The following is a 24,759-nucleotide window of genomic DNA, read 5'->3' as shown; positions in this document are numbered from 1 at the left end:
GTTCATTCCCCGCCCGGCAGGGGCCCTCATGACCTGCGGCATTACCGAATCGGGGCGAAACGGCCGTGGTCGCCGCCGGTCTTCGCGGGTACGGGCCCAAGGGAACGCTCCCGGCGGCATGACGCGGAAAGGAAGCGACCATGACCTCTGCGACCTCTGCCGTGACCTCTGCGGCGCCCGCGGCGACACCCGCGGCGACGTCCGAAGCGCAGCCCACCCGGCTGCCGCTCATCGGCGACAGGGCGCCGGACTTCGAGGCCGAGAGCACCCACGGACCGGTGCGGCTCGCCGACTACGCGGGGCGGTGGCTGGTGCTGTTCAGCCATCCGGCCGACTTCACCCCGGTGTGCACCACCGAGTTCGTCGCGTTCGCCGACCTGGCGGAGGCGTTCGCCGCCCGGGGCGTCGCCCTGCTCGGCAACTCCGTCGACTCGGTGCACAGCCACCTCGCCTGGACGCGGGCGATCGAGGACAGGCTCGGCGTGAAGATCCCCTTCCCGATCGTCGCCGACCTCGACACGCGGGTGTCCCGGGCGTACGGCATGCTCCACCCGAACGCGTCGGCGACGGCGGCGGTCCGCGCGGTGTTCGTGATCGACCCGGAGTCGGTCGTCCGCGCGATCCTCTACTACCCGATGAACGCGGGGCGGATGGTCCCGGAGATCCTCAGGCTCGTGGAGGCGCTGCAGACGGCCGACCGCGACGGCGTCTCCTGCCCGGCCAACTGGCGCCCCGGCGACGACGTGCTGCTGGGCGCGCCGAAGACCGAGGCCGAGGTGGAGGCCAGGCTGGCCGACGAGCGGCTCAAGCTCGTCGACTGGTATCTCGCCAGCCTCCCCGGCCGCGGCGCCTGACCGCCGGCGTCCCGCGGCAGGGAAGGTGAACCGCAGGCAGATGAGCACCTGAGCGCGATGTTCCGGTAGAACTCCTGTGTGACTCATTTGGTGACAAACTGGGCGGGCAACATCACCTTCCGGGCCGCGGAGGTCGAGCGGCCCTCCTCGGTGGAGGAGGTGCGCGCCCTGGTGGCGCGCAGCGAGAAGGCCCGCGTGCTGGGCAGCGGACACTCCTTCAACCACATCGCCGACTCCCCGGGCGCGCTGATCTCGCTCGACGGGCTGCCGGCGGAGATCGAGATCGACGGCGGGTCGTCCACGGTGCGGGTCGCCGCCAACGTCCGGTACGGCGAGCTCGGCCGCCGTCTGCACGACAAGGGCTACGCCCTGCCCAACCTCGCGTCGCTGCCGCACATCTCGGTCGCGGGCTCCTGCGCGACCGGCACCCACGGCTCGGGTGACGCCAACGGCGGTCTCGCCACGTCCGTGCGCGCGATCGAGATGGTGACCGCGGACGGCGACCTCGTCACGCTGAGCCGCGACGCGGACGGCGACCGGTTCGCCGGGGCCGTCGTCGCGCTGGGCGCCCTCGGCGCCGTCGTCGCCATGACGCTCGACGTCGTCCCGTCGTTCGACGTCCGCCAGCGCGTGTTCGAGGGCCTGCCGGCCGAGGTGCTGGACGACCAGTTCGACGCCGTCATGTCCGCCGCGTACAGCGTCAGCCTGTTCACCGACTGGCGGACCTCCCGGATCAACCAGGCCTGGGTGAAGGAGCGCGTCGGCGCGGCCGGCCCGGACCCCGCGGAGGCGGCGGCGGTGAGCGGGCTCGCGGGAGACGCGGCCGCGGGCGGCCTGGAGGGGGCCACGGCCGCCGGGGGGCTCTACGGCGGCGAGCCGGGCGACGGCTTCTTCGGCGCGACGCCCGCCGACGGCCCGAGGCACCCCGTGCCCGGCGTGTCGGCGGTGCACTGCACGGCCCAGATGGGCGTTTCCGGCCCCTGGTTCGAGCGCCTGCCGCACTTCCGGCCCGACTTCACCCCCAGCAGCGGTGAGGAGCTCCAGTCGGAGTACATGGTGCCCAGGCGGCACGCCGCCGCGGCGTTCCGCGCCCTCGACGCGATCCGCGACCGCATCGCCCCGGTCCTGCAGATCTCCGAGATCCGCACGATCGCGGCGGACGACCTGTGGCTGAGCCCGAGCCAGGGCCGCGACACCGTCGCCTTCCACTTCACCTGGATCAAGGACACCGCCGCCGTGACGCCCGTGCTCACCGCGATCGAGGAGTGCCTGGCGCCGTTCGGCGCGCGGCCCCACTGGGGGAAGCTCTTCACCCTTCCCGCCGACGTCCTGCGCACCCGCTACGAGCGCCTGGACGAGTTCGCGGCGCTGGCGCGGCACTACGACCCGCGCGGTGTCTTCGCCAACGAGTTCGTCGAGAGGTACGTCCTCGGCCTCGGCTGATCGCCTGGTTCGACCCCCGATGACCGGGTAAGTCCCCGGGGATCACGGGGGAAGACGATGCGCATCGAGGACTACGCGCTCATCGGTGACATGCACACGGCCGCCCTGGTCGGCCGCGACGGCTCCGTGGACTGGCTGTGCCTGCCGCGCTTCGACTCCGGAGCCTGTTTCGCGGCGCTCCTGGGCGGCCGCTCGGCGGGCCGCTGGCTGCTGGCTCCGGCGGGCGAGGGGACGTGCACCGGACGCCGCTACCGCGACGGCACGCTGGTCCTGGAGACGACCTGGGACAGGTCCGGCGGGTGTGTGCGGGTCCTCGACTTCATGCCGCCGCGCGGGGAGGCGCCCGACCTCGTGCGGATCGTGGAGGGCGTGCGGGGCCGGGTGGAGATGCGCACGGAACTGCTGCTGCGCTTCGAATACGGCGCCGTGATCCCCTGGGTGCGGCACCGCGAGGGGGAGATGGCCGTCGTCGCCGGCCCCAACGCCGCCTGGCTCCAGTCGCCCGTCGAGCTCGCCCACGACTCCCGCCTCCGCGCGACGACCGCCTCGTTCGCCGTCTCCGCGGGCGACCGGGTGCCGTTCGTGCTCACGTGGCAGCAGTCGTGGCAGGGCAGGCCGCGGCGGCTGGACGCGGGCGAGGAGCTGGCCGCCACCGACCGGCTGTGGAGGCAGTGGCTCGGCCGGTGCCGCTACCAGGGGGAGTACGGCGAGGCGGTCGGCAGCAGCCTCCTCGCGCTCAAGGCCCTCACGTACGCCCCCACGGGCGGCATCGTCGCGGCGCCCACGACCTCGCTGCCCGAGCAGGTCGGCGGCCCGCGCAACTGGGACTACCGCTACAGCTGGCTGCGGGACGCGTCGTTCACCCTCCGGGCGCTGATACGCGCGGGATACGCGGCCGAGGCGACGGCCTGGCGCGACTGGCTGCTGCGGGCGGTCGCCGGGGACCCCGCCGACCTGCAGATCATGTACACGGTCGACGGCAGCAGGCACATGCCCGAGTGGACCGTCGACTGGTTGCCGGGATACGAGGGGTCGCGGCCGGTGCGGATCGGCAACGCCGCCTCGGGGCAGTTCCAGCTCGACGTGTACGGAGAGGTGATCGACTGCCTCTACCAGGCCAGAGAGGCGGGCCTGCGGCCGGACGAGGAGGCGTGGGACCTGCAGCGCGCGCTCATGGAGTATCTGGAGGGGGCGTGGCGGGAGCCCGACAACGGGCTGTGGGAGGTGCGCGGCCCGCGCCGCGACTTCGTCCACTCCAAGGTCTTCGCCTGGGTGGCGGCGGATCGCATGGTCCGCTCGGTCGAGGACCAGGGCCTCGACGGTCCCGCCCGCCGGTGGCGCGCCCTGCGCGAGGAGATCCACCGGGACGTGTGCGCGCACGGCTACGACGCCTACCGGAACACCTTCACCCAGTTCTACGGGTCGAAGGGGCTCGACGCCGCGCTGCTGCTCATTCCCCGGCTCGGCTTCCTGCCCCTGGACGACCCTCGTGTGGCGGGCACCGTCGACGCCGTGTGCCGCGAGCTGACGGAGGACGGACTCGTCCTGCGCTACCGGCCCGAGGCCGACGACGTGGACGAACTGCCGGGCGGGGAGGGCGTCTTCATCGCCTGCTCCTTCTGGCTCGCCCACGCGCTCGCTCTGATCGGCCGCCGTGAACGGTCGCGGCGCCTGTTCGAGCGCCTGCTGTCCCTGCGCAACGACGTCGGCCTGCTGTCGGAGGAATACGACGTCCGCACGGGACGTCAGACCGGAAACTTCCCCCAGGCGTACAGCCACGTCTCCATCGTGAACGCCGCCCAGGCACTGGCCGCGCCGGGGACATCTGACTGACAGATATCGTCCATCTGTTTCCTGCGCATCTCGCGACCTCCCCTTCACCACCTGCGGCGTTACATGATGCAAGCGAGGGGTCCGGGTCCTCGGCCCGGCCCGTCTGGGAGAAGAGGTGACGCGACATGGTGCGACCAGGTCTGGCACGCCGCCCTGACGTGACGGAGCTGCGCCAGACGTACGACCGCGCGGGATCGACCGCTCCCGCGCAGGTCATGGACGGAGTGACGTTCCTCGCCGGGGTCTATCTCGCCATCTCGCCGTGGATCGTGGGCTTCAGCGGTCTCGGCGGTCTGGCGATCAACAACCTGATCGTCGGGCTGACGGTCGCCGCGCTCGCGATGAGCTGCGCGTCCGCCTTCGGCCGCACGTACGGCATGAGCTGGGTGGTGCCGGTGCTCGGCGTCTGGACGATCATCGCTCCGTGGGTGATCCGCGGCCAGCCGGCGACAACGGCGACGATCTGGGACAACGTGGTCACCGGGGCGATCATCTTCGTGTTCGGCCTCGGCGCGCTGGCGTTCGCCGCCAACTACCGGCAGCACGAGCACGGAGGCACGCGAGGGGGGGTCGGCACACCGGGCGGCGAGTGGTAGCCGCCGCGCCCTCACAGGGCGCGCGGCGGGCGGCGCAGGCGTGCGGCAGGACCCGCACTACCCCCGCCGTCATCCGGAGTGAGACAAAACGCACGCACGGCAGGCAGACCGGGTCAGGCCCGGTACGCCTGCCGTCCTGCATGTACGTGCGCGTCCTAACGCGAAGATCGCTTGGTGGCGCGGAAACCGGGACGACACAAGATCGGGCGGCGGGCTAGGGTGGCAGGCCAAGGGGCGGCTCCTGGACGTGCTTCCTTCTCGATCTGTAAATCGCTTTAGTGCGTCCGTTCTCCGCCCCTTCTCGCTTTCCCGGTGCCTGTCCGATCGCTCTTCACCCAGGGAGGATGCCCGTGGACCGGCTGGCGGAGCTGCTGCTGCGGCAGCGGCTGGTCACCCCCGACCTCCTCGTTCCCGCCGCCGAGCGGGACGCCCCCGTCCCGGGCCGTGCGGGCCGGGGCCGTTCCTCCCGCCGGAGCCGGCCTCTCGCCGCCGTGGCCGACGGGGTGGTCGCGCTGGAGGCCGACCTGCTCCAGCTGGGGCACGTGCTGAGCGCGCCGCTGCGCGCCCGGCTGGCCGAGCTGGACGCGGGGGATCTCGGGCAGGCGGGCCGCGCGCTCGTCTCCGCCCTGTCGGCCCAGCTGGGCGGGCTTGTCGTGCACACGCCGCTGTTCCGCCGCTTCCCGGAGTCGGTCCCCGCCGACACGGTGGAGGTGTACGTCCGCAGGGTGTTCTCCGTGCTGCTCCAGCGGCCGGAGCAGCCGTGCGTGCTGTGCGGGGAGGCCGCCGCCGTCCATCCGGTGTCCCCGTGCGCGCACCTCGTCTGCCGCGCGTGCTGGGACGGCGCGGACTACAGCGCCTGCCCGATCTGCCATCGCCGGATCGACCCCGGCGATCCCTTCCTGCGCCCGGCCGACGACGTCTACGCCCCGGCCGTCGGGTGGCACGGCCGGGTGCCGGAGACGCTGACCCTGCTCGGGCTGTGCGCCGACCCCGCCGCCCGGGCCCGCGACCTGCTGGGTCCGCTGCTGTCCCGGCAGGCGGCGCCGCGCGCCGAGGACAGGGAGATCGTCGCCGAGATCGTCGATCGCTTCTGGCCCGAGTCGGCCGGCTGGCTGCCCGAGCGGATCCCGGCCCGCGAGACCCGCGCCGTCGTCCTGGCCACGGCCGTACGGCACGGCGACCTGGCCCTGCTCACGCGGCACGCCGACACGGCGACCGACGTGCTGCGGCTGCTCCACGCCCTCATGGGCGGCGACCCCGGGTTGCGCGCCCGCCTCCCGCGCCGCACGAACCTGTCCCGGCCGGTGCGCCGCGCGCTCCTCGCCGCGCTGGACCGGCAGGCGCTGCCCAACCTGATCGAGGACCTGCACCGCTACGCCGCGCAGTGGCGGCACATGGCGGAGGTGCTGCATCCGCACGAGTTCCACCGGCGTCACCCGGACGCGGCCCTGGCGTTCGCCGTGCTGCGCGGCACTCCGCTGCGGACGGGCACGCCGATGGCGGACGCCCTGCTGGAGCGCGCGGCGGCCCACGGGGACCTGCTGTCGTTCGACGGCGTACGACTGCGCGCCCGCACGTTCGCGGGGCGGTTCGAGGCCGCGCTGCGGACCGATCCCCGCGAGGCCCTCGGCCTGCTGGCACGGCGGCCGGGCGAACTGCTGCGGCGCACCGCCGATCTCGCCCGCCGCCTGCCCGCGGCCGATCTCGCCGAGGCCCTGCGCGCCGCCGCGCCGCACGTCTCCCCGGCCGTGCTGATCGCCACCCTGGGCCAGTTGCGCACGCCACCGGGCGGGACCCGCATGTTCCTGCCGCGCGGGGGAGCGGCGCGGATCTGGACCGAGCCCGACGTCCGCGAGGAGCTCGCCCCTGAGACCGTGGCCGCCCTGACCGCCGTGCTGACCGGCGAGATGCTGAGCCGGGCCGCCGCGCTGCCGCCCGTCGAGACCGCGCTGCTGGACGAGGAGCTGAGTGACCTGCTCGCGCCGGAGGCCGAGCGGTCCGCCTCGGCCTCACTGATGCGGCTGCCACGGGGGAGCGTGCGGCCGCTGCCGCGCGGCGAGCGCATCCGGCTGTTCCTGCACTGGGCGGAGCCCGCGGGCCACCGGGTCGATCTGGACCTGTCGGTGGCGGTGTTCGACGCGCGGTGGGAGTTCGTCGGGCTGTGCGACTACACGAATCTGCGGCTCGGCGCGAACGCCGCCGTCCACTCCGGGGACCTGACCTCCGCGCCCGAGCCGCAGGGCGCGTCGGAGTTCGTGGACCTCGACGTGGCCGCGCTGCGCGCGACCGGCGGCCGGTACGTGGTGCCCGTCGTGTTCAGTTACAACGACGTGCCATTCGACGACCTGGTCCGCGGTTTCGCCGGGTTCATGGACGATCCGGGCGGCCTGTTCGACCCGCTGGCCGTACGGCAGCGCTTCGACCTGACCGGCCCGGCCAAGATCCTCGTCCCGTTCGTCGCCGACCTCTGGTCGCGCACCATGCGCTGGGTGGACCTCAACGTGTCCGCGTTCGGCGGGATCCACGACGTGTACGAACACGAGGGCCGGCTCGCCCGGCTGGGAGCGGCGGCCGAGGACGCCTATGGTTTCGGCGAGCGCGTCACTTTGTGGGAGGTCGCCTGCTGGCACGCCGCCGCCCGCGCCCGTGAGGTCGTCGTACGGCACCGGGACGGCGCCGTGAGCCGGCACGCGCGTCGGCCCGGCGAGGACGCCGCCGCCTTCGCGTCCCGCCTCGGGGCACGGCGGGCGGCGGCCTGCGGGCCGGAGGCCGGCGCGGCGGAGGCGGGTCTCGCCGTGGTGCTGCGGGACGACGTGCGGGTGAGCGAGGGGGCGCAGGTCTACGCCCTGCACCCTGCTCACCTCGACCCCGCCGTGATCCGCTCTCTCGACGCCGCCGACCTCGTCGGCATGCTCGCCCCGCGGCGCGGTGACCCCGCAGGTGACAAATGGTTTGTGCACCCGGGGGCGTGCGTGGGACAGTGAGCGCGCTTCAGCACACGCACACAGAAGGAACGAAGCCTATGTTCTCGGCGTCCCGCAGCGGCCGCCGCCGGCACTGACCGGAACGCTCCCGCGTCACCGGTTCACTGCCCTCGTCTCACGGCGGCCCCACGCGACGGTGCGACTCGCGCACCTTCTCCATCCCTGTCCGGGATGGTTCTCGCCTGCGCGTTCACCCTCCGCTCCGCGGCGGGCGAACCGCTCCACCTTGTCATCCGTGAGGTCGATATCACCGTGGGCATCGATGTCCAGAGTTTCGCCGTGGCCAACCTGCGCCGCCGTCCCGACGTCGTCGAGATCGGGGGCTTCGTCCTCGGCGTGGACCCCGGCACCACCAGTCCGTACGTCAATTACGCGACACCCCTGCCCGGCGCCCGGCCGGGCGCGCGGGACGTCGCGGCGCTGATCGCAGCGTTCGGCGAGCGCGGGCTCAAGCCCCGTCTCGAGTTCGCCCCGGGCGCCGCGCCCGACGTGCAGCCCGCTCTTCACGAGGCCGGGCTCACCGTCGAAGCGGTGCACGAATACCTCGTCTGCGTCCCGGCCACGCTGACGATGCCGCGGGCCGCTCTCCCGGTGGAGACGCCGTCCACGGACGAGGACTACGCGGCGATCGACGCCGCGCTGTCCAAGGCGTTCGGCGGCGAGTTCGCCTCGTCGCCGGAGGGCGCGGCCCGGCTGCGCCGTACGGAGGAGAGCGGCGGCGCGGTCCGGTTCGTCCGGGCGCCCGGCGGCGGCTGCGCCGGGGCGGCCATGTGCTCCGCTCCGGCCGTGGAGACGTCGGAGCTCGCCGGTGTCGGCACCTGTCCCGAGTTCCGCGGGCGGGGCATCGCCGGCGCGGTCACCGCCACGCTCGCCGAGACGATGCTCGCCAGGGGAGCGCGGTCGGTGTGGCTGGAGTACGGCGGTGAGGGATCGCGCCGGGTCTACGAACGCGTGGGCTTCCGGCCGGGCGGCACCCGCCTCTACATGTCGCTCGAAGCCTGACGCAGGCCGCCCGTCGGCCGTGCTTCACCCTCTCGGGGGCGTCGCGCGGCCGGCGGGCGGGCTGGGCAGGACGAGGCGGAGGCCGATCGGCGGGAGGGCGGGATCAGGCGGATCGGCTGGCGGCCGCCGCGAGCCCGGGCGGCGCCGCGGCCAGGGCCTTGTGGATGGCCTCCACGAGGGCGAGCGCCGCCTCCTCGGTGAGCTCGATCGCGACCCGGGCCGACGGGCCCTCCGCCGGGTTGGTGATGTCGATGTTCACCGTGTGCTCCTGGCACGCGTGATAGGGATGGTCGATGTAGACCATGCCGTCGGTGACCGTGAACCAGCCCGACGCCCCCTTGGCGGCGCCGTCGACGCGGATCTTCTCGGTGAGATAGGTGCACATTGCTGTTCTCCTCAGGCGGCGAGGTGGCGGCCGAAGAAATCGAAGACCTTCTTCCAGCCCTCCACCGCCGCGGCGGGCCGGTAGGCCGGCCGGTCCACGGAGAAGAACCCGTGACCGGCGTCGGGGAAGACGTGGAACTCGTGGTCCTTGCCGAGCTTGTCCAGCTCTGTGGAGAGCACCCCCACCTCCTCCGGCGAGGGGAACTGGTCGTCCGCGCCGAAGAGCCCGAGCAGCGGGCAGGACAGGTCGGCGGCGCGGGAGATCAGCGGCGTGGCCGCCAGCGGGAATTCGGCGGGCGGCGAGTTGACCACGAAGGCCCCGTAGCAGTCGACGGCCGCGTCGATCTGCAGCGAGCAGGCGGCCAGGAACGTCTGCCGCCCACCGGAGCAGTAGCCGATGACGCCGATCTTGCCGTTGGCGTGCTCCAGGCCGTTGAGGTAGGCCGCGCCGCCGGCGACGTCGCCGACGAGCTGCTCGTCCGGGACGCCGCCCTTGGCCCGGGCGGCGGCGGCCTGGTCGTCCGGGCTGACGCCCGCGCCCTCCCTGGAGTACAGGTTCGGGCAGATCGCTGCGTAGCCGTGCGCGGCGAACCTGCGGACGATCTCCTTGGTGCCCGCGTCGTAGCCGGGCATGTGGTGGATCACCACGACCCCGCCGTGGGGAGCGGAGTCGAGCGGCCGGGCCGCGTACGCCTCGAGTTCGGCGCCTTCGTGCCCGGTCACGGCGACCGTGCCGGCCCACATCGCGTCCGTCATTGAGATTCCCTTTCCTCTGACCACAGCGCTGCCCGTGAGATGGCGGTGCAGGAGCCCACCTTAGTCGTTAGCTGAGCTAACCAAGTCGCCCGTCCACCGCCGGGCCGGATGGCGGTGGGCGGGGTCGTCCCGGCCCGTCCGCCGGGCGCGTGCTCATGCCGTATGGCGGCTGTATGGCGGCTGTGTGGCGGCTGTGTGGCGCATCTCACCGCCGGCGGCCGGCGACCGCGAGGACCTGCGGAAGCAGGGAAGGGCGGCAGCCGGAATGATGCCCTTTGCCGGGTTTTTCGTCGTGTCTTACTTGTTATCTACTAAACTTCCCGTGTGTCTCGCCGGTGCGCGGTCCTCAACCCGAGGACGACCGGCGACCGCCGAATCCCGGAAGTCATCGATCCCGGGAACCGGGGACCCACGTTTCCTGGGGTGAATCCGGACCATCCGGTAGGGCTACTCCTGGCCCGAACCCGTCAGCTAACCCGGTAGGCGGCCAAGGAGAGGAGAGCGTGTGGAGTGTCGGCTCCACCTGCCCACCCGGTCCGCGCCGCGTCGCCGGACCGCATGCCCGCCCTGGAACGTCTCCAGGCTTCCGGGGTGATGGCGCGCCCGTGACGGGCTGTCGCATCTCCCGTTTCTGATTCCGCCCCGCCGTGGCGTGTCCCCGGACGGTCATGCCGTCATGCCGTCACGCCCCGCGGGCCGTTCGTCATGTCTCGAAGCGCGCCATGAGGAGCCTCCGATTTCCACCGATCCGATAGCTCGACAGCTGCTCGACGCCGTACGCCCCGAACTGGGCTACCGCGAGCGAGCCGGGAAACACACGAAGTTCGGCGAGTGGTACGCCGACAACGTCGCCAAGGACCCCGACTTCAAGGCCGCCCCCTGGTGCGACATGTTCGTCTCGTGGGCGGCCGACCGGGCCGGGGTGCAGGCCCACGTCGGGGAGTTCGCGCTGACCACGCGGCACGCCAAGTGGTTCGAGAAGCACCACGCCTGGAGCGACAGGCCCGAGCCGGGCGCGGTGGTGTTCTTCGCCTGGTCGGGGTCCAAGAAGATCCGCGACATCGACCACGTCGGCATCGTCGAGAAGGTCGTCGGTCGCAAGGTCCACACGATCGAGGGCAATGTCGACGGCGTGTGGCTGAAGCGCAAGGTGCGCGACACGAGCAAGATCGTCGGGTACGGCCTGCCGCGCAAGGTCAAGGTGGCGCAGAAGGCGCCGGTGACGATCCAGCCGGCGGCGGCAGTGAACGCGAGCGTCCAGAGCGCCGGGGCGCCCGCCACCAGGAACATGGCGGCCACGCAGGGGAAGGCCCTCGACGTCGTGTGGTCGCCGGGCGACGCCGTTCTGCCGGCGGGCCTGCTGTTCGCGGTGGTCTCCACCGCCGTGACCGGGATCCGGGTCAGGGCCGCGGCGGCGACGTCCGGCGGACGGCACCGCAAGCGCGGGTGAGGCAGATCAACCCGGCAGGCTGTCCAACATGCTCTTCATCTCCTTGATCTCGGCCGACTGGCTGGAGACGATGGACTCCGCCATCCGCCGGGCCGGCTCGTAGGTTCCGCCGCGCAGCTCGTCGCGCGCCATGGCGACCGCTCCCTCGTGGTGGCGGATCATCATCGTGAGGAAGGCCCGGTCGAAGGCCCGTCCGGACAGCCCTTCGAGACGCCGCATGTCCTCGGGAGACATCATCCCGGGCATGGCGTGGTGGGCCGGCGCCGGACTCTCACCGGGCACCCGCTCACCCCAGGCCGTGAGCCAGCCGCTCATCGTCCGGATCTCCGGAGCCTGCGCGGCCTCGATCCGCCGGGCGAGCCGCGCGACCCGGGCGTCCGCCGCGCGGTCCGCGGCCAGCCTCCCCATCTCCACCGCCTGACGATGATGCGGGATCATCATCCGGGCGAACATGACGTCCCGGTCGTTGTGGTCGGCCGTCGGCGTCGGGGCCCCGGGCGCGGTGAGCGCGGCGGGTGAGGAAGGCGTGGCGGCTGTGGCGGCCGAGCCGTACGGGCCGCCCGCGCCGACCAGCAGATCGGCCGTCAGCAGGGCCACCGGCAGAACGCGTCCCTTCATCGGCCAGCACCTCCGTACGTCCGGGCGGCGGACCAACGGCCTTCCCGCCGCCCTGCCTGCGGTGCCGACGACGGCGCCACCCCCGGTGCGCCGTCGCCGCGTGAACCGTGTGAAGGCGAACACAGTCCTCGAACAGCACCGTGTCCTCGAACAGCATTCGTGTTCTCTGGCTGTCGTACCCCGCTGCGTGGAACGTTCCCGTCAGCCGCTGAACGTGATCCGGAACCGGTAGTTGTCACCGTAGGTCGAGCCGCGGATGGTGAACGCCGCGCTGCCCGAGCTCACCCGGCCCGACACCGTCGCCCCGGCGTTGACGGCGTAGAGGAAACGAGACGTGCCGAGATCGCGGCAGGGGACGGTGGTCTTCTCTCCGTAGAAGTGGTTGAACGTGGCCCCCTCGGCGCGGTGGTTGTCGACCAGCTTCCCGGACCAGGAGGTGCCCGATCGGCTGGTGACCCAGTAGCCCAGCAGGAGTTTCGGGTCGCGTGCGTTGCCGCCGAGATCGCGGGCCGACGCGGTGACGACGTGGGCGGAGCCGAGCTGGAAGGAACCGAGGGCGCCGATGTCGCCGACGTAGAACTCCCAGTAGAAGGGGTTGCGCTCGACCCGGCCTGCGGCGGACTTGCGTGGACCGGTGACGAACCTCGCGGCCGCCTTGTATCGGCTGGTGCCGACGAACCGGTGCTCGCCCCAGAGGGGACCTCCGCAGTAGTCGTAGACATCGACCACCACCGTGGCGGTGCCGCGATAGATCCGTAGGGCGGATTGCGTGCCGGACGCCGCGCCGGACGGGGCCGCCGTGCCGAGCACCGCGGTCACGGAAACCACCGCGGCCGCTAATCCGAATTTCCGTTTTCTCATGAGAAATCCCCTCCCTGTCGTACGGTCGGTCGAAGGTCGCGTTTCGGGTCCGCTGTGCGTTTTCCCGGTGTCCGTTCGCCCGGTGTGCGGAATCAGCCGGTCGGCACGTTGCCCAGGAAACTCGCCGAATAGAGCGCCAGCGGAAGGACGGCCGCCAGCACATAGGGGATGAACTGGGCATTTCGCCGGTCGTCGTGGCGCGTCCGGACAATCCACGGCCAGACGACCAGCAGCACCGTGCTCCCGGCGAGGATGAGCCGGTCGAAGGCGAGCCCGTCGGCGATGCTCTGGAACACGTGGGCGATCGCGGTGCCGGCGTCCTCACCGATGAGCATGAACGCGGGCAGGGCGACGGCCGACATCAGCACGAGCCGGACGACGAGGGTCGCGGGCCAGGCCACGGCGAGCCCGGTGAGGCCGTGGAAGCGCCCCTCGGCGACCTTCCTGCGCAGCCCGATCGGCGGGTGGGTGAGCAGGCCGCCGGCACGCCTCAGCCGGCCGCGGGGAAGGGCCCGTTCGCGGTCGAGTGCCCGGATGAGCGCGTCGGCGCCACGTTCCCGGACCGCCAGCCGATCCGCGCTGAGCTCGGCCAGCCACAGCGCCATGACCGGCATGAGCAGCATCCTCGGGACGGCGACGGCGAGGACGAGAAGCTGCCCGATCAGCAGGCGCCCGGCCGCGCCTCCGGACGTGGCGTACAGGGTGATCGGCAGCAGCCCGGCCAGCACGAAGATCGGGCCCCAGACGCGTACCAGCCAGGTGAAAGGGCTGGCGAGACCGACGACGTGCTGGTCGCGCTGGCGGCGGTGGGCGATCTCGTGCAGCAGTACGGCCTCGGCCGCCCCGCGGTCGGCCCGCCACAGGACGGTCAGCGGGAGGAACACGGCGATCCGCGCCTTCCTCCAGCCCACGGGATAGACGCGCGCCAGCATGCGGCTGCTCTCGCTGAACCTGATCGCGATGGAAGGGTCCTGCCGCCGGACGAACGCGGCGATCTCCTCGATGACCGGGTTGTCGCTGACTCTCAGATCGTGCCGCCGCTCCACGCGTCGTCCGCGAGACGCCGGCAGCAGCAGGCTCGCCATCGCCCCGAGCAGAACCAGGACGGGAAAGAGCTGGGTGATGCTCGCGACACCGAGCACGATTCCCGCCGTGCGGGCGACCCCCACGGGGCTGTCCGTCATCAGGCCCCAGTAGTCGGTCGCCTGGCGGATCCAGTCGCCGATCAGCCCGGGCACTCCGGCCGCAAGGCAGGCGATCAGGTAGAACCAGAGCCACGGCGGCAGCATCCAGGAACGCGACCGCCCGCCGAGCCGGGGTTCCGGAAGAGGCGCCGCGGGTGGCGTGGCCAGGAGGGCGGTGAGCAGCGCCTCGATCTCCTCCAGGGTGTTGCCCGGTTCGAAGACCGTCTCCAGGAGCCGGTAGGTCTGTTGCTCGGCCCTTTCCCTGCTGATGCCGTACGCGACGAGGCGCTCTGTCAGGAGGTCGATGGCCTGATCGAGCAGGCGCCCCTGGCCGGGGGCCGTCCGGCCGGGGTCGGTCCGGCTGGGCGACGAGGGCCCGGGCGACGAGGGGCCGGGCGACGATGGGCCGCGGACGGCGGCGGCTCGCTCGGGCGAGGACGTCTCGGTGCCGCGCCGCGCCTGGATGAGGGCGTACACGGCGAGCGTGTTCCCGATCATTCCGTCCGCGAGAAACGTGTGCAGGTGACCGGCGACGGCACGCAGCGCGTCGAGAATGACCGGCAGCTCGCCGATTCCCGCGCCGGGCGCGAATCCCCCGGTTTCACCGCCGTCTCCGGGATCGAAAAGACGGCGGCGGCGTTCTCCTCCTTCGGCATACGCGGTGCCGACCTCTGCGGCGAAATCGATCTCATGAGGTGTGAGACGCTCGGCGAGGCGCCGGGACCACGCGCCGACGAGTTCCACGAAATGCCTCCACGGGACGGTGGGAGCCCCACCGTAAAAGACCTCTGCCGTCTTACCCAATGACGTGCGCATAGACGGTTGGTCACGCGGTGTGTCGAACCGGAGTGGTGGCGACAATAATGGCGGAGGAGAGTAATGACCGACTAATTCCAAAACACGGCATACACATAGAACGCCCGCTTGATGCCGTATTTCGCCCCCTTCTGGCGGTGGAGTGCGCGTTCCTGTCGCCTGGGCCTCCGGCGGGCGGCCGGTGGGACATGTTGACATGCAGCCGTGCGGTTGCCTATGGTTCATGCAGCCAAATGGCTGCATGTTCGGGATGGGGAAGATGGACGAGGTGTTCAAGGCGCTGGCCGACGCCAGCCGCCGCGGGTTGCTGGACAGCCTGAACGCCCGCAACGGCCAGACGCTGCGTGAACTCTGCGCGGAGCTGGACATGACGCGGCAGTCGGTCAGCAAGCACCTGGCGGTGCTGGAGGCGGCGAACCTCGTGGCAACGGTGTGGCGTGGCCGGGAGAAGCTGCACTACCTCAACGCCGTGCCCATCAACGCCATCGCGGACCGCTGGATGAGCAGGTTCGACCGCGAGCGGGCCCGTGCTCTCGCCGATCTCAAGAACGCATTGGAGCAGGAGCCGATGGGCAACCCCGAGTTCGTCTACACCACCTACATCAAGACCACGCCCGAGCGGTTGTGGCAGGCACTCACCGACCCCGGCTTCACCCGGCGCTACTGGGGCCTGTCCTTCGACACCGACTGGCGAGCGGGGGCGCCGATGACCTGGCACCAGGGCGCCGTGGCGATCGCCGATCCCGAGCAGGTGGTCGTCGAGTCCGACCCCGGCCGCCGTCTCTCCTACACCTGGCACTCCTTCACGCCCGAGTGGGCCGAGGCGGTCGGCCTGGGGGAGGACGTGCTCGCCAGGCTGAAGGCGGAGCGCAGGTCACGGGTGACGTTCGAGATCGAGCAGGTGGGGGAGACGGTCAAGCTGACCGTCGTCCACGACGGCTTCGATCCCGGCAGCACCGTTCGGGAGATGGTCGGCGAGGGCTGGCCCCAGGTCCTGTCCGCGCTCAAGACCCTGCTGGAGACGGGCGAGCCCCTCCCGGCCGGGAGCGTGTGACGCGTGGCCCGCGCCCCGGGGCCAGGCCGGGCCAGGCCGGACGGGGCGCGGGGCACGGCCGGAGGGGGACGCGGGGGGGCGGAGGGTCAGCACTGGCCGTCGGCGAGCACCCAGTAGTCCTGGCCGGTCTGGCGCAGCGCGTGCGTGGTGAAGGTGTTCCACAGGCCCATCGCGTCGTTCGACCCCTTGGCATAGGTGTAGCCGCCGGACTGGTACGCCCGCCCGGCGGTCGTGTGGGCGTAGTTGCTGGCCCGCACGCACGTCCCCGTCGGTGTGGCGCTCGGCGTGGCGCGGGGTGAGGGACTGGTTGAGGGACTGGGCGTGATGCTGGTCGTGGCGGTGGGTGTGGGACTGGGCTGGGCGCCGCCGTCGAGGCCGAAGAAGCGGGCGTCGTGGTAGGCCGAGCAGATCGTGTCGAGGAAGTACGCCGCGGTGGCGCCGCACTGGTCGGCGGCTCCGCCCGGATCGACCGGCAGGCCGTGGCCCATGCCGCTGATCTCGTAGAGGCGCACGTCGTCGTCGCCGTACACCTTGAGGGTCGTGCCGCCGGTGAGCGACCGGGTGGAGGAGGGAGTCTGGGAGACGCCCCGCACGTTCGTCCACTGGTCGCGCGACTGGGCGCCGTTGGCGGGGACGACCGTGTAGTCGGACTGGCCCTGCCAGACGGCCACCCGCGGGTACGGCCCGGTGTAGCCGGGGTAGGCGTTCCGCACCAGGTCACCCCACTGCTGCGGGGTCCTGCTCGTCGGGCCGTACTGGCAGCCGGACGCCTCGGTCAGGCTGCTCGCGCAGCGGTAGGCCAGGCCGGCGGCGATCGACCCGGCGGCGAACACGTCCGGGTACGTCGCCAGCATGACGGCGGACATGGCCCCGCCCGCCGACAGTCCGGACACGTAGACCCGTGAGGGGTCGGTCCCGTAGTCGGCGACCGCGTACGCCACCATGGCGCGGATGGACGCGGCCTCACCCTGCCCCCTCGTGGTGTCACCGGTCTGGAACCAGTTGAAGCAACTCGACGAGTTGTTGGCGCTGGAGGTCTGCGGCAGCACCAGGGCGAAGCCCCATTGGTCGGCGTACTTGCGCCACCCCGAATCGGCGAAGTAGCCGCTCGCGTTCTGCGTGCAGCCGTGCAGGAGCACCACGAGCGGCCGGCCGCCGGGCAGGCCGTCGGGACGGTAGGCGTACATCGCCAGGTTGCCGGGGTTGGCTCCGAAGGAGCCGACCTGCACCAGCGAGGCGGCCCGCGCGGGCGGGGTGATCAGGGCCGTGCCGAGCAGGCCGGCCAGGACGAGCAGGAGGGTCGTGAGGGCGAGGGCCGCTCGCGGCGGCCGTGCGGGCAAGGACGTGACCATGGGGGCTCCTCGGGTGACCTGGCGCACCGATCCTTTCCGCGCACGGTAGGACTCCGGCCATCCTCCCGACATGGGCGCCGGACACACTTCTCACCGTCCTGTCATGGCGTTGTCAGCACGCCGATTAGCGGACAGGGGTCCGTGTGACGGTCATACGAGAGCGTGTCACCGTCGACCGGCACGTTACGGTGATGTGACGCTGGGCATCTCGGGCCACGCAGACCGCCGTCAGGCGGACAGTCAACCGCGGGCAGGGTCTAAGGTTGACTCGGCGAGTTCGAGCGGAAGAGGCGTTCATGGCACGAGGCGACACCGGACCTGACTTCATCGAGGCGCTCGCGCGCGGCCTCGATGTCATCAGGGCCTTCCAGCCGGGGCGCCCGGTGATGTCCCTGACCGAGGTGGCGGCGGCGACCGGCCTGGCCCGGCCCACCGCCCGGCGCATCCTGCTCACGCTGCAGGAGCTGGGATACGCCCGCTCGGCGCAGGGCGGCTTCGCGCTGACCCCGCGGGTGCTCGAACTCGGCGTCTCCTACGTCCGCTCGATGGGCCTGTGGGAGGTGGCGCGGCCGCACCTGGAGCGACTGGTCGCCCAGACGCGCGAGTCGTCGTCCATCGCCCAGCTCGACGGGTCCGACATCGTGTACGTCTCCCGCGTGGCCGTGCCGAAGATCGTCGCCCTCTCGGTGCAGATCGGGACGCGGTTCCCCGCGATGCAGACCTCCCTGGGCAAGGTGCTGCTGGCCGCGCTGCCGCCGGACGAGCTGGAGCGGGTGCTGGCGGAGCCGAGCAGGTCGGGCATCGAGCCGCGCTGGCGGCCCGGTCCGCAGGAGCGCGACGCCCTGCTGCGGGAAGTGCGGGCGAAGGGCTGGGCGCTGACCGACGAGCAGCTCGCGCTCGGCATCCGGTCGGTGGCCGCGCCGCTGCGCGACGGCTCCGGCAACGTCATCGCGGCCGTGAACGTCAACAGCCACGCCGCCGAGACCTCCCTGGAGAAACTGACAGAGGAGCACCTGCCGCTGCTGCTGAAGACCGCCGGCGCGATCAGCGCCGACTGGGCGCTCTACGAGTCCGTCCCGCAGGTCACCGCCTCCTAGGAAACCGCAGTCACGGCATGGCTGCCGCTTCGCGGCGGCCCGCCCGCCCAGGCTTGCGGGCGTAGACGTACATGACCGGTAGATCGAAGGCGTCCGGCTCGTTCGACAACTCGGAGACCTGAGCGCGGTAGCGCGCCTCGAAGGCGGCCGTTTCCTCCGGGGAGAGCGACGCGACTTCGGAGTAGTTCGGGTTCACCATGTGGCCCCGCCACAGGTCCGCCGCGTTTCTGGGTGGGAGCGCGATCACATCCGGTACGGCCCGTTCGTAGACGAAGCCGGCCTTGGCCACCGCCGCGCGGCTGCTCTCCTCCGTGCCCACCTCGGCCATCGGATCGGTGAGGGCGAGGCCGAAGTCCGTGGCGCATTCACGGAACACGCGAGCCGCGCGGGGGAAGCCGGCCCGCATCGCGGAGAAGCAGACAAGCCCGCCCGGCCTCAGCACCCGATGCCAGGCGGCGAACGCCGCCGAGGCCGGCAGATAAAGCATCCCCGCACAGCACAGGACGACGTCGAACGCGTCGTCGTCGAACCCGTCGAGAGCGGTGGCGTCCGCCTTCACATAGCTCACGTTGGTCAGACCGGACGCGGTGAGCAACCGGTCGGCCTCCTGCAGCATCCGGGCCGAGATGTCCACGCCGACCACCTGACCGGAGGGACCGACCGCGCGTGCCGCGGCCAGCGCCGCCAGCCCCGTGCCGGTGGCGGCGTCCAGCACGCGCATGCCGGGCGTCAGGCCCGCGAGCTCCACCAGTCGCTCGGCGTACCCGGCGTGCCAGCTCAGCTGCCCGTAACCGGCCGCTCGCCCGTCGAAGTACGACTCCATTCGCGTGTGATCCATATGCCCATCATGTCCGGCCGGAGAAGGGCACGGCCCTTGCCGCCGCCTACGGCCGTCCCGTCGAGGCCGCAGAGGCATTTCAGAGATGAATCGCTGTGTGAAGCGACCTCCCCAATGCGCGTCACGCCAGCTCCGGGAAGGTGCCTTCGGGGCTTTCGTAGTAGCGAGCAATGGAAGCGCGGTGAGATAAGGCGCCGGGCTCGAGGTGGCGGGGTTCCAGCCGGACGCCGGTACGTCGTTCGGCGAGAGCCAGAGCGCCCTCGACATATGGCGGGAATACTTCCGAATCCGGGTCGAAGTCCCAGAGCATGCCCAGCTCTTCGAGGTCCCGCTTCAGCCGTTCGGGGTCGGTGCTGTCGCTCCAGTGGGCGAACATCGGGTCGAGCCGGTCGACGACGCGACCGTCTACGGCGTGGACGAAGTGGGAGTAATGGTTGACATTGCGCTCCACACTGGCGATCGACGTACCTTGCGACAGGGCGTGCACCACGTCACGCAAGATCCCTGCACCACCGCACTCCACCATGATCGAGCCGCCAGGCGCGCGGCCGACTTCGACCGTGGCGAAACCTTCCTGTTCGGGGTCCTCGGTCAGCCCTAGTCGGCATAGCACCTCTTCGGGCGTGAGGTCGGCGATGAACGTGAAACAGAACGCTGCCTGTGTCCACACAGAGCGGCTCCACCATGCGTAGGCGTCCGTGGCCGCGTGACGGTCTCCGGCGACGATCACCGAGCCCTCGGAATGGTGGCTGGTGGTGGCCGAAACGGCGGGAATCCGGTGGCTGCAGTCCTCTTCCGTCTCGTCGTACAAGGCCAGGTGCGTGGGGCACGGCCATATACGGCAGGTGGGACACGTTTGCACAGCATCGAATGTGCAGTCGGAGCAGCCACGGGGCATTCGCCTCTGCGTGACATGGCGAGGGCAAGGGTGCCACTGGGCGACGGTCCCCAACTGGTGAAGGGCATCGACCCGGGCGACCGCTCGCACGGCCTTCTCTCCTGACGATTCCGGCACAGGAATCTCCCGATCACTCTGGAGGGGGCGAGCTTCCTGATTATCCAGGGCGGTCAGGCTCGGCCGCGCCGGCCTTGCCTGGGAGATCGAGCCCACTCTGAACGAGCCACCACCCCATTTTCCTGATCGGCTTCGCGGGGAAGACGGAGGCGGCCTCGGCCAGCCGCGGGTGAACCTCACCTGGCTGTGCGAGGCTCTCGCATAGGAGGCCGCTCAGGGGATCAGGACGATCCTGCCGGAGGCGGCGCCGTCCGCCTGACGGAGCCAGGCGGCCCCGGCGTCCTCCAATGGGACCGTCTCGCGGGCGACTTCCAGCCGCCCCAGCGCCGCCTGCTCGGCGACGAAGACGATCGAGGCGGCTCGCTGCTCGGGGGTCAGCTCGTTGTTGGTGTATCCCAGCAGCCGCAGCGACCTGCTGCGCAGCGTGGAGGAGTCGATGGGGCAGGTCTCGTCCGCGGAGGAGCCGAGGTTGACCCACCGGCCTCCCTGACGCAGGGTACGGGCCGCGGCGGCCGCGGCCGGGCCGAAGAGCGGGTCGAGCACCAGGTCGGCGGGCCCGTCGCAGGCCTCGGCGAAGCGGGCGGCCAGCGTGGCGACGTCGCCGGTGTCGAGCGCCACCACGGCGTCCGCGCCCGCCCGCCGGGCGCGTTCGACGGCGGCGGGGGAGCGGGCCCCGGCGACCACCCTGCGGGCGCCGGCGATGCGCGCGATCCGCACGGCGGCCTGCCCGACGACGCCGCCCGCGCCGAGCACCACGACCTGCTCGCCGGCGGCGAGTTCGCCCCGCCACGTCAGCGCCATGTGCGCGGCGACGGCCGAGAGCCCGAGCGCGGCCACCGCGACCGGGTCGGCCCCGGCGGGCAGCGCGACGAGGTCGTCCGCCGGCACCGCCGCGAACTGCGCCATGCTCCCGTCGCCCGGGGCCATTCCGGCCGTGGTCGCGAACCACACCGGCCGCCCGCCGGCGACGCCCGCCCCCTGCACCCCCGGCACGTACGGCGTGCGCGGCCTGCCGAAGTAGGACGTGCCGCTCGCGCACAGCAGGTCGAGCGGCGTGACCGGCGCGGCGCCCACCTCGACCAGGGTCTCGCCGGGCCCGGCGACGGGCACGGGCAGGTCGGCCATCAGCGGCGGCCTGCCGGGTTCCACGATCTGTGCCGCCCGCATGTTCCACCTCTCCCTCGAACACAGCGCAAGGTCATCGGCGAGAGCCGCCGGGCCCGCCCCGCACGGCGTGCCCGGCGCCTCGCCGCCCGGCCCGCCTCGGCGGCGGGCAGGTCCGTCCGATCAGGTCGCGATGTCGGGGTACGGCAACGTCATGTGGGCCAGCCGCCGGGCGTACTCGGTCTGGAAGCCCAGCGGCTCGTGGTCGCGTTCGAACATCGCGATGAACAGGGTGAGCGTGAGGAACGGGTGCGCGCCCAGCTCGAACAGCCGGGGGTAGTCGTGGCCGGCCAGGGCCTCGCGCTCGGCGTCCTCGAAGCGCAGCCAGGTCGACGCCTCCCCGCCGTGACAGCTCAGCAGCCGGTTGGCCTGCTCGGCCTCCCACCACTCCACCGTGCCCCGGGGGTCCTCGCGGTAGCGCTCGACCAGTTCCGGATCGCGGTCGACGGTGAACAGGAACTTGTTCAGCAGGTACTTGCTCACGCCACGCCTCCGTTGGGGTACCAGGTGAAGTAGGCCTCCATGGTGTGGAACAGGTCGTAGGTGTCGACGTAGTCGGCCTTGGCGCCCTCGCCGGCCACGCCCATCATCAGCATGAAGTCCATGAAGCCGTGGGTGGCGTTGCCGGGCAGGTGGAGGCTGTCGAGGGTGACCTCCGACAGGCAGCCCTCGATGTCGCCGGAGGAGATCCACTCGACCGCCCTGCGGTCGAACTCGGGGTCGGGCCCGTGCGGGCCGAACTGGCGCGGCCCGCCGAGCTCCAGCGACAGGTGCCCGGTGCCGATCACCGCCACCCGCCTGTCCGCCGGCCACGACTCCACCAGCTCCCGAATCGTACGGCCGAGCTGCACGAACCGCTTCGGCCGCGGCAGCGGCGGCGCGAAGATGTTGGTGTAGATCGGCACGATCGGCAGGTCGTTCTGCGGCCGCAGCGTGATGATCGGGCACGTGATCGAGTGGTCGATCCGCAGCTCGTTGGAGAAGGCCAGGTCGAAGCCCGCGTCCAGGCCCTCCCGCAGGATGTACCCCGAAAGGTCCTCCTGGCCGGTGAAGAGCATCCGGGGCAGGCCGAACTCGCGCTCCTCGTTGTACCAGTTGGCGTCGTAGAAGGGCGCCTTGCCGACGAGGAACTGCGGCATGTTGTCGAGCCAGAGCTGGTGGAAGTGGTCGGAGCCGACCATGACCAGCACGTCGGGCCGTGCCTTCGTCAGCGTCTCCCGGAACGCCTCGACCTTGCGCACCCACTCGTCGGCGAACGGCGGGCGGTCCTCGCCGGTGGCCGTGCTGGCGCGGTAGTAGAACGGATGATGGGTGGACGCGATCACCGCGACCAGTTCAGCCATGCGGACCTCCAGTGGCGTCAGGGGCGTAGGGCTCGGGGTCGACGGACCGGTTGTTGAGGTCCACCGACAGGAAGATCTCGTTCGCCACCGGGCGGCGCAGCTCCTCGGCGAGCTGCCCGATCAGGCCCGCCGTACGGGCGAGCAGGGCGAAGCCGCGCAGCAGTTCGAGCGGCAGGCCGAGGTCGGCGAGCGCAGCGCCGCAGACGCCCGCGCCGTTGAGCGGCAGCGTCCTGCCCAGCACCTCGGGATGCACGCGGCCGATCGCGGCGAACAGCGACAGGTGCGGCCCGACCAGGTTCTCCTCGGCGGCGATCTCCAGCAGCCGGGGAGTGCGGGGGTCGCCCTCCTTGTGCACGTGGTGGCCGAGGCCGGGGATGAACCGCCGCGCCTGCCGCCGGGCCCGCACGGTCTCCAGGGCGAGGGCGTCCCAGCCGGCGTCGTCCGACGGCAGCGGCCCGTCGTGCGCCGCCAGCACGTCGTGCAGGAACCGGCCGCAGTCCTCGGTCACACCGAGGAAGCGCGAGCCGCCGCCGAGCAGTCCGGCCGCGAGCGCGCCCTGGATCGAGTCGGGCGCGGACAGGTACGTCAGCCGGGTGACGATCGCGGTCGGGGTGAACCCGTGGTCGGCCAGCGCGGCGAGCACGGCCTCGAACACCCGGGTCTCGCCCGGCGTGGGCCGGCGCTGGGCGGCGAGCCAGAACGCGAGCTCGCCGAACCCGACCTTCCCCATGACGTCCCCTGCGAGGTCGGAGCCGAGCAGGGTGATCGACTTCAGCGAGGACGCCCCCAACGCCGTGGGGTACGACGGCCGCTCGATCATCTCGGGCCGGTCAGACATCGTCGTCCTCCTCCTCGGTCAGCCACTTACGCAGCTCGTCCCCGTGCTCGTCCAGCTCCGGGGGCGGCAGCCGATAGGCGGCGGGGGTCGCGGAGAACCGGATCGGGTGGCGGGTGGTCGGCACCGCCCGGTCGCCCTCGCCGACCTCCACGACCGGGTCGAGCCCGAAGCGCTCGGCCATGGCGAACCCGCCGTCGATGGTGTTGATCGGCCCGCACGGCACCCCGGCGGCGACCAGCATTTCGAACCACTCCAGCGCTCCGCGCGTGGCGAGCCGCCCGACCAGGATGGGCCGCAGTTCCTCGCGGCGCGCGGTCCTGTCGGCGTTGCGCGCGAAGCGCGGGTCGTCGGCGATCTCCGGGATGCCGAGCACCTCGCACAGCTTGCGGAACTGGCCGTCGTTGCCGGCCGCCACGATGATGTCGTTGTCGGCGGTGGGCAGCGGCTCGTAGGGGAACACGCTCGGGTGGGCGTTGCCCATGCGGTAGGGGACGACGCCGCCCGCGACGTACGCGGAGCTGTGGTTGACCAGGCCGGTCAGCGCCGAGGACAGCAGGTTGACCTCGACGTGCTGGCCCTGCCCGGTCGCGTCGCGGTGGCGCAGGGCGGCGAGGACGCCGATGGCGGCGTGGTTGCCCGCCATGACGTCGAAGACCGAGATCCCCGCGCGGTATGGCGGCCCCTCGGGGTCGCCGGTGAGGCTCATCAGCCCCGACATGGCCTGCACCATGAGGTCGTAGCCGGGCACGTCCCGGCCCGCGCCGGAGCCGAACCCGCTGATCGAGGCGTACACCACGCCGGGGTTGGCCGCGCTGACCGAGGCGTAGTCCAGGCCGTACTTGGCGAGCCCGCCCGGCTTGAAGTTCTCCACCAGCACGTCGGCGCGGCGGGCCAGCTCCCGGGCCACCCGGGCGTCGCCGGAGTCCCGCAGGTCGAGCGCGATCGACCGCTTGCCCCGGTTGACCCCCAGGTAGTACGTCGACACGTCGCCGCGCACCGGCGGCATCCAGGTGCGGGTGTCGTCCCCCTTGGGGCCTTCGACCTTGACGACCTCGGCGCCCATGTCGGCCAGCAGCATCGTGGCGTACGGCCCGGCCAGGACCCGCGAGAAGTCGGCCACCAGCACGCCGGACAGCGGCCCGCCTCCCCGCTCGGGCGCGGTGTCGTCTGTCATCCGGCTCCCCTTCCTTGACTGTCACAGCAGTGTCCGCCCAACGGACATGAGTCCGTGCAGCCGATTCTGGCATAGGCGGTTCCTTCGTCAAATGTGTGACCGG

22 protein-coding genes and 1 riboswitch are annotated in these 24,759 nt (G+C 71.9%); of the genes, 9 read left to right on the top strand and 13 right to left on the bottom strand.

Features of this window, described 5'->3' with window-relative positions; genetic code table 11:
• Nucleotides 1–140 precede the first annotated feature (140 nt).
• The 6 genes from ACIBK1_RS08010 (at nt 141) to ACIBK1_RS07985 (ending at nt 8,712) form a co-directional block, all read left to right on the top strand.
• Nucleotides 141–854 carry a peroxiredoxin gene (locus ACIBK1_RS08010; RefSeq protein WP_036404353.1) on the top strand — a complete coding sequence of 238 codons (714 nt, stop codon included), beginning with the start codon at nt 141–143 and terminating at the stop codon, nt 852–854.
• Between the two features lie 78 nt (nt 855–932).
• A complete protein-coding gene (locus tag ACIBK1_RS08005; protein ID WP_396733330.1) occupies nt 933–2,297 on the top strand; it encodes a D-arabinono-1,4-lactone oxidase in 1,365 nt (454 codons plus the stop codon).
• Nucleotides 2,298–2,354: 57 nt separating this feature from the next.
• Nucleotides 2,355–4,130 (top strand): glycoside hydrolase family 15 protein, encoded by a 1,776-nt coding sequence (locus ACIBK1_RS08000; RefSeq protein WP_396733327.1) that lies wholly within the window; start codon nt 2,355–2,357, stop codon nt 4,128–4,130.
• Nucleotides 4,131–4,255: 125 nt separating this feature from the next.
• Nucleotides 4,256–4,726 carry an SPW repeat protein gene (locus ACIBK1_RS07995; RefSeq protein ID WP_396733324.1) on the top strand — a complete coding sequence of 157 codons (471 nt, stop codon included), beginning with the start codon at nt 4,256–4,258 and terminating at the stop codon, nt 4,724–4,726.
• 350 nt (nt 4,727–5,076) lie between these two features.
• Nucleotides 5,077–7,710 (top strand): MXAN_6230/SCO0854 family RING domain-containing protein, encoded by a 2,634-nt coding sequence (locus ACIBK1_RS07990; RefSeq protein ID WP_396733321.1) that lies wholly within the window; start codon nt 5,077–5,079, stop codon nt 7,708–7,710.
• 252 nt (nt 7,711–7,962) lie between these two features.
• On the top strand, nt 7,963–8,712 hold the full coding sequence (locus tag ACIBK1_RS07985; RefSeq protein WP_396733318.1) for a GNAT family N-acetyltransferase: 750 nt from the start codon (nt 7,963–7,965) through the stop codon (nt 8,710–8,712).
• A 103-nt stretch (nt 8,713–8,815) separates the two neighbouring features.
• On the opposite strand, the gene ACIBK1_RS07980 is transcribed toward ACIBK1_RS07985, so the two are convergent.
• Both ACIBK1_RS07980 and ACIBK1_RS07975 read right to left on the bottom strand, forming a co-directional pair.
• Complete coding sequence (locus tag ACIBK1_RS07980; RefSeq protein ID WP_030505025.1) at nt 8,816–9,097, bottom strand: DUF6295 family protein; 282 nt, start codon at nt 9,095–9,097, stop codon at nt 8,816–8,818.
• 11 nt (nt 9,098–9,108) lie between these two features.
• The gene (locus ACIBK1_RS07975) at nt 9,109–9,852 is read right to left on the bottom strand and encodes a dienelactone hydrolase family protein (protein ID WP_030505024.1); all 744 of its coding nucleotides are present in this window, start codon (nt 9,850–9,852) and stop codon (nt 9,109–9,111) included.
• A gap of 359 nt (nt 9,853–10,211) precedes the next feature.
• Nucleotides 10,212–10,354, top strand: a riboswitch (cyclic di-AMP (ydaO/yuaA leader).
• 174 nt (nt 10,355–10,528) lie between these two features.
• Between ACIBK1_RS07975 and ACIBK1_RS07970 the strand changes: the two genes are divergently transcribed.
• Nucleotides 10,529–11,302, top strand: a complete 774-nt coding sequence (locus ACIBK1_RS07970; protein WP_051761075.1) for a CHAP domain-containing protein — start codon at nt 10,529–10,531, stop codon at nt 11,300–11,302.
• 6 nt (nt 11,303–11,308) lie between these two features.
• On the opposite strand, the gene ACIBK1_RS07965 is transcribed toward ACIBK1_RS07970, so the two are convergent.
• From ACIBK1_RS07965 to ACIBK1_RS07955, 3 genes are all read right to left on the bottom strand, one after another.
• Nucleotides 11,309–11,920, bottom strand: a complete 612-nt coding sequence (locus tag ACIBK1_RS07965) for a DUF305 domain-containing protein (RefSeq protein ID WP_396733314.1) — start codon at nt 11,918–11,920, stop codon at nt 11,309–11,311.
• A gap of 201 nt (nt 11,921–12,121) precedes the next feature.
• Nucleotides 12,122–12,739, bottom strand: coding sequence for a hypothetical protein (locus ACIBK1_RS07960; protein WP_396733311.1), 618 nt, complete (start codon nt 12,737–12,739; stop codon nt 12,122–12,124).
• A gap of 134 nt (nt 12,740–12,873) precedes the next feature.
• Entirely contained in the window at nt 12,874–14,709 is a 1,836-nt protein-coding gene (locus tag ACIBK1_RS07955) for a M48 family metalloprotease (RefSeq protein WP_396733308.1), read from the bottom strand.
• Nucleotides 14,710–15,022: 313 nt separating this feature from the next.
• Here ACIBK1_RS07955 and ACIBK1_RS07950 point away from each other — a divergent pair, with 313 nt between their 5' ends.
• Nucleotides 15,023–15,835, top strand: coding sequence for an ArsR/SmtB family transcription factor (locus ACIBK1_RS07950; RefSeq protein ID WP_231513665.1), 813 nt, complete (start codon nt 15,023–15,025; stop codon nt 15,833–15,835).
• Between the two features lie 86 nt (nt 15,836–15,921).
• Here ACIBK1_RS07950 and ACIBK1_RS07945 read toward each other — a convergent pair whose 3' ends face one another.
• The gene (locus ACIBK1_RS07945; RefSeq protein WP_396733305.1) at nt 15,922–17,187 is read right to left on the bottom strand and encodes an extracellular catalytic domain type 1 short-chain-length polyhydroxyalkanoate depolymerase; all 1,266 of its coding nucleotides are present in this window, start codon (nt 17,185–17,187) and stop codon (nt 15,922–15,924) included.
• A 296-nt stretch (nt 17,188–17,483) separates the two neighbouring features.
• Here ACIBK1_RS07945 and ACIBK1_RS07940 point away from each other — a divergent pair, with 296 nt between their 5' ends.
• Nucleotides 17,484–18,284 (top strand): IclR family transcriptional regulator domain-containing protein, encoded by an 801-nt coding sequence (locus tag ACIBK1_RS07940; protein WP_030505017.1) that lies wholly within the window; start codon nt 17,484–17,486, stop codon nt 18,282–18,284.
• Between the two features lie 10 nt (nt 18,285–18,294).
• Here the strand turns inward: ACIBK1_RS07940 and ACIBK1_RS07935 are convergent, their stop codons facing one another.
• The 7 genes from ACIBK1_RS07935 to ACIBK1_RS07905 all read right to left on the bottom strand — a co-directional run bounded on the left by ACIBK1_RS07935 (nt 18,295) and on the right by ACIBK1_RS07905 (nt 24,656).
• Nucleotides 18,295–19,122: a class I SAM-dependent methyltransferase gene (locus ACIBK1_RS07935; protein ID WP_197042355.1), complete on the bottom strand. Its 828-nt coding sequence runs from the start codon at nt 19,120–19,122 to the stop codon at nt 18,295–18,297.
• Nucleotides 19,123–19,243: 121 nt separating this feature from the next.
• Entirely contained in the window at nt 19,244–19,933 is a 690-nt protein-coding gene (locus tag ACIBK1_RS07930; RefSeq protein ID WP_197042354.1) for a DUF6461 domain-containing protein, read from the bottom strand.
• Between the two features lie 417 nt (nt 19,934–20,350).
• Nucleotides 20,351–21,304 (bottom strand): zinc-binding alcohol dehydrogenase family protein, encoded by a 954-nt coding sequence (locus ACIBK1_RS07925; protein ID WP_396733301.1) that lies wholly within the window; start codon nt 21,302–21,304, stop codon nt 20,351–20,353.
• Between the two features lie 120 nt (nt 21,305–21,424).
• Nucleotides 21,425–21,784, bottom strand: coding sequence for a hypothetical protein (locus ACIBK1_RS07920; RefSeq protein WP_030505013.1), 360 nt, complete (start codon nt 21,782–21,784; stop codon nt 21,425–21,427).
• Nucleotides 21,781–22,644 carry a DODA-type extradiol aromatic ring-opening family dioxygenase gene (locus tag ACIBK1_RS07915; protein ID WP_396733298.1) on the bottom strand — a complete coding sequence of 288 codons (864 nt, stop codon included), beginning with the start codon at nt 22,642–22,644 and terminating at the stop codon, nt 21,781–21,783. The genes ACIBK1_RS07920 and ACIBK1_RS07915 overlap by 4 nt, the downstream gene beginning before the upstream one ends.
• Nucleotides 22,637–23,482: a citryl-CoA lyase gene (locus tag ACIBK1_RS07910; protein ID WP_396733296.1), complete on the bottom strand. Its 846-nt coding sequence runs from the start codon at nt 23,480–23,482 to the stop codon at nt 22,637–22,639. Before ACIBK1_RS07910 ends, ACIBK1_RS07915 begins: the two co-directional genes overlap by 8 nt.
• Nucleotides 23,475–24,656 (bottom strand): CaiB/BaiF CoA transferase family protein, encoded by a 1,182-nt coding sequence (locus ACIBK1_RS07905; protein WP_396733293.1) that lies wholly within the window; start codon nt 24,654–24,656, stop codon nt 23,475–23,477. Before ACIBK1_RS07905 ends, ACIBK1_RS07910 begins: the two co-directional genes overlap by 8 nt.
• Nucleotides 24,657–24,759: the final 103 nt, after the last annotated feature.

The organism is Microbispora rosea (genome assembly GCF_044460045.1).
GTDB classification, from domain to species: Bacteria; Actinomycetota; Actinomycetes; order Streptosporangiales; family Streptosporangiaceae; genus Microbispora; species Microbispora rosea.
Note: the sequence above shows the minus strand (reverse complement) of the source record. Positions and strands in the feature narration are given on the sequence as shown.

Excerpts from the sequence above, each read along its gene's own strand:
- ACIBK1_RS08010 (WP_036404353.1), top strand. The coding sequence starts at position 141 with ATGACCTCTGCGACCTCTGCCGTGACCTCTGCGGCGCCCGCGGCGACA.
- ACIBK1_RS08000 (WP_396733327.1), top strand. The coding sequence starts at position 2,355 with ATGCGCATCGAGGACTACGCGCTCATCGGTGACATGCACACGGCCGCC.
- ACIBK1_RS07995 (WP_396733324.1), top strand. The coding sequence starts at position 4,256 with ATGGTGCGACCAGGTCTGGCACGCCGCCCTGACGTGACGGAGCTGCGC.
- ACIBK1_RS07980 (WP_030505025.1), bottom strand. The coding sequence starts at position 9,097 with ATGTGCACCTATCTCACCGAGAAGATCCGCGTCGACGGCGCCGCCAAG.
- ACIBK1_RS07975 (WP_030505024.1), bottom strand. The coding sequence starts at position 9,852 with ATGACGGACGCGATGTGGGCCGGCACGGTCGCCGTGACCGGGCACGAA.
- ACIBK1_RS07970 (WP_051761075.1), top strand. The coding sequence starts at position 10,529 with ATGCCGTCACGCCCCGCGGGCCGTTCGTCATGTCTCGAAGCGCGCCAT.
- ACIBK1_RS07965 (WP_396733314.1), bottom strand. The coding sequence starts at position 11,920 with ATGAAGGGACGCGTTCTGCCGGTGGCCCTGCTGACGGCCGATCTGCTG.
- ACIBK1_RS07950 (WP_231513665.1), top strand. The coding sequence starts at position 15,023 with ATGTTCGGGATGGGGAAGATGGACGAGGTGTTCAAGGCGCTGGCCGAC.
- ACIBK1_RS07945 (WP_396733305.1), bottom strand. The coding sequence starts at position 17,187 with ATGGTCACGTCCTTGCCCGCACGGCCGCCGCGAGCGGCCCTCGCCCTC.
- ACIBK1_RS07940 (WP_030505017.1), top strand. The coding sequence starts at position 17,484 with ATGGCACGAGGCGACACCGGACCTGACTTCATCGAGGCGCTCGCGCGC.
- ACIBK1_RS07935 (WP_197042355.1), bottom strand. The coding sequence starts at position 19,122 with ATGGATCACACGCGAATGGAGTCGTACTTCGACGGGCGAGCGGCCGGT.
- ACIBK1_RS07925 (WP_396733301.1), bottom strand. The coding sequence starts at position 21,304 with ATGCGGGCGGCACAGATCGTGGAACCCGGCAGGCCGCCGCTGATGGCC.
- ACIBK1_RS07915 (WP_396733298.1), bottom strand. The coding sequence starts at position 22,644 with ATGGCTGAACTGGTCGCGGTGATCGCGTCCACCCATCATCCGTTCTAC.
- ACIBK1_RS07910 (WP_396733296.1), bottom strand. The coding sequence starts at position 23,482 with ATGTCTGACCGGCCCGAGATGATCGAGCGGCCGTCGTACCCCACGGCG.
- ACIBK1_RS07905 (WP_396733293.1), bottom strand. The coding sequence starts at position 24,656 with ATGACAGACGACACCGCGCCCGAGCGGGGAGGCGGGCCGCTGTCCGGC.